Annotated in this window: 7 protein-coding genes; 4 read left to right on the forward strand and 3 right to left on the reverse strand. The window is 61.9% G+C overall.

Features of this window, described 5'->3' with window-relative positions; genetic code table 11:
- The 3 genes from CGA21_RS26745 to speB form a co-directional block, all read right to left on the reverse strand.
- Positions 1-1,575, reverse strand: coding sequence for a purine-cytosine permease family protein (locus tag CGA21_RS26745; RefSeq protein WP_110754985.1), 1,575 nt, complete (start codon positions 1,573-1,575; stop codon positions 1-3).
- A gap of 198 nt (positions 1,576-1,773) precedes the next feature.
- Positions 1,774-3,282 carry an aldehyde dehydrogenase family protein gene (locus CGA21_RS26750; RefSeq protein WP_188265404.1) on the reverse strand — a complete coding sequence of 503 codons (1,509 nt, stop codon included), beginning with the start codon at positions 3,280-3,282 and terminating at the stop codon, positions 1,774-1,776.
- Positions 3,283-3,336: 54 nt separating this feature from the next.
- Entirely contained in the window at positions 3,337-4,338 is a 1,002-nt protein-coding gene (gene speB, locus CGA21_RS26755) for an agmatinase (RefSeq protein ID WP_188265405.1), read from the reverse strand.
- Positions 4,339-4,490: 152 nt separating this feature from the next.
- On the opposite strand from speB, the gene CGA21_RS26760 reads away from it, so the two are divergent.
- From CGA21_RS26760 to CGA21_RS26775, 4 genes are all read left to right on the forward strand, one after another.
- Positions 4,491-5,405: a LysR family transcriptional regulator gene (locus CGA21_RS26760; RefSeq protein ID WP_110754988.1), complete on the forward strand. Its 915-nt coding sequence runs from the start codon at positions 4,491-4,493 to the stop codon at positions 5,403-5,405.
- A gap of 69 nt (positions 5,406-5,474) precedes the next feature.
- Positions 5,475-6,983 (forward strand): sigma-54-dependent transcriptional regulator, encoded by a 1,509-nt coding sequence (locus CGA21_RS26765; RefSeq protein WP_188265406.1) that lies wholly within the window; start codon positions 5,475-5,477, stop codon positions 6,981-6,983.
- Between the two features lie 399 nt (positions 6,984-7,382).
- On the forward strand, positions 7,383-7,766 hold the full coding sequence (gene gcvH, locus CGA21_RS26770; RefSeq protein WP_188265407.1) for a glycine cleavage system protein GcvH: 384 nt from the start codon (positions 7,383-7,385) through the stop codon (positions 7,764-7,766).
- Between the two features lie 9 nt (positions 7,767-7,775).
- A partial coding sequence (locus tag CGA21_RS26775; RefSeq protein ID WP_188265408.1) for a hypothetical protein occupies positions 7,776-7,929 on the forward strand: 154 nt, incomplete at its 3' end.

Raw genomic sequence — 7,929 nt, forward strand, 5'->3', positions numbered from 1 at the left:
CTATCTCCCGACCGTCGATTGAGTGAATACCGGCCGTGGTTGCTGTTTATGGGTCAGCGTGTCGCCAGTGGTGTATTGCGGGGAGGTTATTTCGACCTGCTGGATAACGGCCTCTTCGCGCGCAAGGTCGATCGAACGGCTCAGCCAGTAGTACGCCAGGCCCGAGACGATCAGCCCCACCAGCCAGGCGATGTCGATGCTGCCCAGGGCCTTGGCCAGCGGGCCGACATACACTTCGCGTTGTTCGACGCCGTCGTAGATGTAGAAGAACGGAATCATCGAGATAAAGCCGATGGCATAGGCGGCAATGCCACGCAGGCCCCAGCTGCCGTAGATGTTGCCGTGGGGCATGAAGAAGTGCGGGATGGCGTAGCGGCCCTTGCGCACGAAGAAATAATCCGTGAGGTTGACCGAGGTCCAGGGCACCAGGAAGTACAGCATCACCACCAGGTAGATGCCGAGCACCGACAGGCCTTTGCCGGAACTCTGGATGCTCAGGGCCACGCCCAGTTGCAGCAGGATTACGAACGCGATGGCGAGGATCCGCGCCTTGCGGGTCGGCTCGATGTGCCTGATCGAATCGACACAGGTCAGGGTGGTCAACTTGGCGCTGTAGATGTTCATCGCGATCACGGGCAGGAAGGCCAGGATGGTCACCACCACGACCGCCGTGCCCATCAGTGGCGACACGGTGTTGCCGACTTGCCCCAGGGCCACCAGTACATCGGTGGAGTGCAGGTGATCGGCCAGCCAGCCACCGACGGAAATCATCCACGCGCCGGACAACGAAGCGCCGAGAAACACCACGGCGATCAGCTTGCCGCTGGAGGTGTTCTTCGGCAGGTAACGCGAGTAGTCCGACACGTAGGGGGCATAGGCGATGTTGTAACTCGCCGCGGCCGCGAACTGCGCGATAAAACCGGTCCAGTTGAAGCCCAGCGGTGCCGGGGCCGCTTCGCCCTCGGCCAGCGCCGGCAACACGGCGTCCGGCACCCAGCCCATCAACACCGCCAGGGTCACCAGGCCGTACAGCGGCAGCGACAGGCACAACGCCCATTTGAAGCTGCGGTGCATCCAGTCATGGCCGAGGATCGCCAACACCGCCGCCGGGAGGGTCACCGCCACCGCGATCACCGCGGGGCTGAAACCGAACAGCGTGTGCAGGCCCTGCATCATCAGCACCAGGTTGACGATGTTGAACCCGGCGAACACGAACAGCGTCGCCAGCAGCACCAGGATCACCCCACGATAACCGAACTGCGCGCGGGACTGGATCATCTGTGGCAAGCCGAGGTGCGGCCCTTGCGAACCGTGAAACGCCATGAACAGCGTGCCGAACATGATGCCCAGGGTGCCGGCGAGTGTGGTCCAGAGCGCGGTCAGGCCGACGCTTGGGCCGACGAAGCCGATGGTCATGGTGAAGAAGGTGAAATTGCCGAGGAACCAGAACGGGCCCTGGCTCGACAGTTTGTCGGTGCGCTCGTTCTCGGGGATGAAGTCAATCGAATGCCCCTCGACAACGGATTTGTCGTCGAGGGAGGACACACTCGTGGCGGACTTGGCGTTAGTGTTCATGATGGACTCTTATTGTTGGAAGATCATGACGAGATAACCGCGTTCTTTTGGGTGAACGACATCCCTGGTGGGGAACCTGTGGGAGCGAGCCTGCTCGCGAAGGCGATGTTTCAGGCGACATTGATGCTGGATATGCCAGCCTCTTCGCGAGCAGGCTCGCTCCCACAGGGTTTGTGTCGTTCAAGAGTCAGCCATGACTCACGGCAAGGTGATCCACACCGCCTTGGTTTCGAGCAGGTAATCGAGCTGCTCGGCGCCCAGGTCCTTGCCGAACCCGGACTGCTTGTAGCCACCGAACGGCATCGACGGGTCGAGGGTGCCATGGGCGTTGACGTAGACCGAGCCGGCCTTGAGGCGTGGTATCAGGCGATGCACCTTGCCCAGGTCGTTGGAGTACAGGGCAGCCGCCAAGCCAAAAGGTGAGTCATTGGCCAGGGCCAGGGCCTCTTCATCATCATCGAACTTTGCTGTCACCAGCACCGGACCGAAGATTTCTTCCTGGACGATGCGCATGTCGTTGCGGCAGTTGGCGAAGATGGTCGGCTCGACGAAGAACCCCGGGCCATCGACCGGTTGGCCGCCGTACACCAGTTCGGCGCCTTCGGCCTTGCCGGTCTCGATGTATTCGCTCACGCGCTGCTTTTGCAGGGCTGACACCAGTGGGCCGATGAAGCAGTCCGGGTCCAGGCCCGGGGCCATTTTCAGGGTGCGTGTATAGGCGATCAGCTCACGCAGGAATTCGTCATGGACGCTGCTATGAATATAAGCCCGCGTGCCGGCATCGCATACCTGCCCGGAGTTGAAAAATACGCCATTGGCGACCGCTTGTGCCGCGGCCGGAATGTCGGCATCGGCAAACACGATGACTGGCGATTTTCCACCGAGTTCGAGGGTCAGCCGCTTCATGTCGTCCAGCGCCGCGCGGCCAACGGTAAGGCCCACCGGGGTGGAACCGGTGAAGGTCAATTTGTCGATGCCGGGGTGGGTGGTCATGGCCGCGCCGACCACGCTGCCGCGACCAGTGACGATGTTGATCACGCCGTCCGGAATGCCCGCTTCCTGCACCAGTTGCGCGAAACGCAGGGCCGACAGCGAGGTCAGCTCAGCGGGCTTGACCACCACGGTGCAACCGGTGGCCAGCGCCGCGCCAAGTTTCCAGGCCATGGTTTGCAGCGGGAAGTTCCACGGTACGATGGCGCCGACCACACCCACCGCTTCCTTGCGGGTATAGGCCAGGTAATTACCCGGCAGCGAGGGCTCGACGGTACGGCCGTGGAGCTTGGTGGCCCAACCGGCGAAATAGCGCAGGGTATCGACGGTGCCCTGGATATCGACGTCCTTGGCGAAGGCGACCGACTTGCCCATGTCGATCGATTCGATTTGCGCCAGCTCCGCGGCGTTCTGTTCGATCAAATCCGCCAGGCGCTGGATCAGGCGTTCGCGTTGCGCCGGTTTTGCCTGGCTCCATTCGCCACCGTCGAACTGGGCCCGGGCGGCTTGCACGGCGCGGTCCAGGTCTTCAGTGGTGCCCATGGGAATGCGGGTGATCAGGCCTTCGGTCGAGGGCTCGATGACGTCGGACGTCTGGCCGTCGCTGGCGTCGACCCAGGTACCGCCTATGAACATCTTCTGCGCTTTGCTAAGGAAGGTCTGGGTGGCTTCGCTGACACCAAACTTCTGCAGGTAATTTTTGACGATCGTGTCCATTTTTATTCTCTCTGCCCGGCAGTCATGCACTGCCGGGTTATGTGGTTTCGATGTTCAGGCTGGAGAGACTTCACTTTCAGCGGCGGCCCGCACCTTGCCCCGCTCGTGGAAGATGAAGCCGATGCTGTTGAGCAGCAGCTGCGCAGCGAGGATCGAGGTCATGCCGGTCGGGTCGTACACCGGTGCCACCTCCACCAGGTCCATGCCCACGATGTTGCCTTTGCTGCGCTTGGCCAGGGCCTGGATGATTTCCAGCACTTCGTAGTAGAGGAAGCCGCCGTGGCTCGGGGTGCCGGTGCCGGGGGCGATGGACGGGTCGAAACCGTCGATGTCGATAGTGATGTAGTAGTTGATGTTCTGCGGGATCAGCGCCAGTACACCTTCGACGCCAAGGCGACGCACATCGCGCACCGAGAGGATCTTCGAACCGGCCTCGTGAGCCGCTTCGTAGTCGTCGCGGTTGGACGACGAGACATTGCGGATGCCCATCTGGGTCATGCCGACAATGTGGTTCATTTCCGAGGCGCGGCGCAGCGGGTTGCCGTGACCGTAACGCACGCCGTGGCGCTCGTCGACGAAGTCCAGGTGTGCATCGAAGTGGATGATGTGGATCGGGCCGCGCCCTTCGAAGGCCTTGATTACCGGTGCGTGCACCGAATGATCGCCGCCCAGCACCACCGGCATCACACCGGCATCGAGGATCTTGCGTACGGCGTATTCGGTGTTCTTGTTGCTGGTGGCCATGTCGGTGTGGACGATGTCGGCATCACCGACGTCGACCATGCGCACGTCCGATGCGGTGAGGTACATCACGTCATCTTCGTGATCGTAGGCACCGGCGTGGCCGAAGGAAAACAGCGTCGATGCTTCACGAATCCCGCGTGGTCCGAAGCGTGCGCCGGAGCGCCACTGGGTGCCCATGTCGTTGGGCACGCCAAGCACCGCGACGTCGGCATCCAGCGCATCCCAATCGGTGCACACCGGGGATTTGCCAAAGGTGCAATGCCCCACGAATGGCAGGTTCAGACGACCGGATTCATAACCGTTGTTCGACATTTCTAGCCTCTCCACTTCTTGTTATCGGCTTGGCGGAACTGCAAGGCGACCGCCGTTGGAAAGACTATGAGCGCAGGTTTTCGTGGAAAAAATGCTAAACATCAGATACTCATATCGGCATTCCCGATGCATCCCCATGCCGGAGGTTCCCGATGATCCAACTGCACGATGTCGACCTGAAACTGCTCAGGGTATTTGCCACGATTGTCCGCTGCGGCGGTTTCTCCGCCGCCCAGGCGGCGTTGAACGCCGGGCAGTCGACCATCAGCGAACAGATGACTCATCTGGAAACCCGCCTTGGGGTCAAGCTCTGCCAGCGCGGGCGCAGCGGTTTTCGCCTGACCGAGCAAGGCGTGGCAATCCATGAAGCCACCCAGCGCCTGCTGTCGGCGGTGGAAAATTTCTGCATGGACGCCGACGTGCTCAAGCAGCACATCAGCGGCAAGCTCAACCTGGGGATCATCGACACCACCATCACCGACCCCGATTCGCCGATCCCGCGCACCACCCAGCGCTTCGTGTCACGGGGGCATGACGTGCACCTGAACGTGTACGTCGGCACTCCGGCAGAACTGGAAGAACGGGTGCTCGACGGTCGCCTGCACCTGGCCATCGGGCATTTTCCGATCCATGTACCGGGCCTGCTGCAATCGCCGCTGTATCAGGAAGCGCTGGGTTTGTATTGCGGGCGCCGGCACCCGCTGTATGGGAGCACGGCCGAAGGTGCCGAGCTGCTCGAAGAAATCGGCGCGGGTCGCATCGTCGTGCGCGGCTACATGCAGCAATACGATCTGGAACACTTGGGCGTGAGCAAGGCGGCGGCCACCGTGGACAATATCGAGGCCTCGGCGATCCTGATCATCTCCGGCGCCTACATGGGTTTTCTGCCCGAGCACTTCGCCGCCCAGTGGCTCAAGTCAGGCGAAATGCATCAACTGGGCCCGGCGAGCCTGCGGCTGAAATCACCGTTCGACGTGATCACCCGGCGCGGTGTGGCACCGCCGCCGATCCTTCAGGCGTTTCTCGAGGACCTGGCCGCCAGCACCCGCAAAACGGCCAGCGGGTAATGTGATGCTCGCCAAATTCGAATTCGCCCCGGCATACTGATTTCCGTTCGCCCATCTTGCAGGCCTGTCATGCGCATCCACGTCACCTTCATCGACCGCGTCGGCATCACCCAGGAAGTGCTGGCCCTGCTCGGCGGGCGCAGCTTCAATCTGGACGCCGTGGAAATGGTGCCGCCGAACGTCTACATCGATGCCCCGACCCTTGGCGCGGAAGTACTGGAAGAGTTGCGCGAGGCACTGTTCGGCGTGCGCGGCGTGCAGGCGGTGACCCTGGTCGACATCCTTCCCGGGCAACGACGGCGCCTGCAACTGGATGCCTTGCTCGCCGCCAGTTCCGACCCAGTGCTGGCGGTCGATGATCGCGGTCATGTGCTGCTGGCCAACCCGGCATTGATCGCCCTGTGCGGTCGCGAACCGGCCGGTGAATCGCTGAGCGCGCTGTTCGACGATGCCGATTTGCAAAGCACCTTGATCGCCCACCATTTTCGCCTGCCCATGCACGAGGTCAGCCTTGGCGGCCACACGTTGCTGCTCGACGCCATGCCGATTACCGACGCTGGCGCCCTGCTCACCCTCTATCAGCCGAATCGCATTGGCGAACGCCTCTCGGCGCTGCACCATGATCACGCCGAAGGTTTCGATGCGCTGCTCGGCGAGTCGCCGCCGATCCGCTCGCTCAAGGCCCGCGCGCAACGGGTGGCGGCCCTCGACGCACCGCTGTTGATCCAGGGTGAAACCGGCACCGGCAAGGAACTGGTGGCCCGCGCCTGTCACGCAATCAGCGGTCGCCGTGACAAGCCGTTCCTGGCCCTCAATTGCGCGGCGCTGCCCGAGAGCCTGGCCGAAAGCGAGCTGTTCGGCTACGCCCCCGGCGCGTTCACCGGGGCGCAACGGGGTGGCAAGCTCGGGCTGCTGGAACTGGCTGACCAGGGCACGGTATTTCTCGATGAAGTCGGCGAGATGTCGCCGTACCTGCAAGCCAAGCTGCTGCGCTTTTTGAGTGATGGCTGCTTCCGTCGGGTCGGGGGCGATCGCGAGGTCAAGGTCAATGTGCGGATCCTTAGCGCGACCCACCGCGACCTGGAAAAAATGGTCGGCGAAGGGCACTTTCGCGAAGACCTGTTCTACCGCCTCAATGTCCTCAACCTGCAGGTGCCGCCGCTGCGCGAACGTGGCCACGACATCCTGTTGATGGCCCAGCACTTCATGCAGCAGGCTTGCGCGCAGATCCAGCGCCCGGTCTGTCGCCTGGCGCCGAGCACCTTTCCCGCCCTGCTGGGAAACCGCTGGCCGGGTAATGTGCGGCAACTGCAAAACGTGATCTTTCGCGCGGCGGCGATCTGCGAGAGCCCGTTGGTGGACATTGACGACCTGGACATTGCGCGCACCGCTGTGGAGCGCCGGAACGATGGCGAGGTGGGCAGCCTTGAGGAGGCTGTCGAAGGGTTTGAAAGGAAGTTGCTGGAGCAGCTTTACCAAAGCTATCCGTCCAGCCGCTTGCTCGCGGCACGCCTGCAAACCTCCCATAGTGCGATTGCCATCCGCCTGCGCAAGTACGGCATACCCAACAAGTCGTAAGACCACCTCGGTCAAATGTGGGAGCGGGCTTGCTCGCGAAAGCTGCAGGTCCGTCAACTCATCTGTTGAATGACACACCGCATTCGCGAGCAAGCCCGCTCCCACAGTGCGTGCAGCAATCTGTGTGCAAATCGATACAGCGTATCGAAATCAAGACAAAACCTTCTCGACCTGCTACTCCGGGCTTGCGCCCCTTCCCTTCGCCTCTCTGTCTTGATTTCAATACAGCAGCAACGCCTCAAGCCACCTGATAAACAATCAACCAATTGATTTATAACAACTTTTATACCTTGGCATCGCCCTTGCTATCTCTCCTACAGCCAAGCTCGAGCCCACATCCGAGCCTGCCAATCGCCTCCGCCACCTGCAGCGGATGAGTCTGAACAATGAGGAGTTGATATGAGCGAATTGCGTTTTACCGTCGAACACGAATGGCTGCGCACCGAAGCTGACGGCACTGTCACCGTTGGCATCACGGCGTTTGCCCAACAGGCATTGGGGGATGTGGTATTCGTTCAGATGCCTGAGTTGGGCAGCTTCGACGCCGGAGCCGAAGTGTCGGTCGTGGAATCGGTGAAAGCCGCCAGCAGCATCGGCATGCCGCTGGACGGTGAGGTGCTGCACGTGAATTCGGAACTGGACAGCAACCCGGAACTGGTCAACGAAGATCCGCTGGGCGAAGGCTGGTTCTTCCGTTTCCAGCCCGCTGACGCTGCCGCGCTCGACCAACTGCTGGATCAGGCCGCCTACGACCGCCTGATCCAAGACCAGATCGACGCCTGAGGACTGCCCATGACCGCCCTCCTCGACACCCATGACGAATTCATCGCCCGCCACATCGGCCCCCGCGCCGGTGACGAGCAAGCCATGCTCAACACCCTCGGCTTCGACTCCCTCGAAGCCCTGAGCGCCAGCGTCATTCCCGACAGCATCAAGGGCACCAGCG

The organism is Pseudomonas sp. PSB11 (genome assembly GCF_014596605.1).
Lineage (GTDB): Bacteria > Pseudomonadota > Gammaproteobacteria > Pseudomonadales > Pseudomonadaceae > Aquipseudomonas > Aquipseudomonas umsongensis.

Coding starts and splice junctions, on each gene's coding strand:
- CGA21_RS26765 (WP_188265406.1), top strand. CDS start 5,475: ATGCGCATCCACGTCACCTTCATCGACCGCGTCGGCATCACCCAGGAA.
- CGA21_RS26760 (WP_110754988.1), top strand. CDS start 4,491: ATGATCCAACTGCACGATGTCGACCTGAAACTGCTCAGGGTATTTGCC.
- CGA21_RS26745 (WP_110754985.1), bottom strand. CDS start 1,575: ATGAACACTAACGCCAAGTCCGCCACGAGTGTGTCCTCCCTCGACGAC.
- CGA21_RS26750 (WP_188265404.1), bottom strand. CDS start 3,282: ATGGACACGATCGTCAAAAATTACCTGCAGAAGTTTGGTGTCAGCGAA.
- speB (WP_188265405.1), bottom strand. CDS start 4,338: ATGTCGAACAACGGTTATGAATCCGGTCGTCTGAACCTGCCATTCGTG.
- gcvH (WP_188265407.1), top strand. CDS start 7,383: ATGAGCGAATTGCGTTTTACCGTCGAACACGAATGGCTGCGCACCGAA.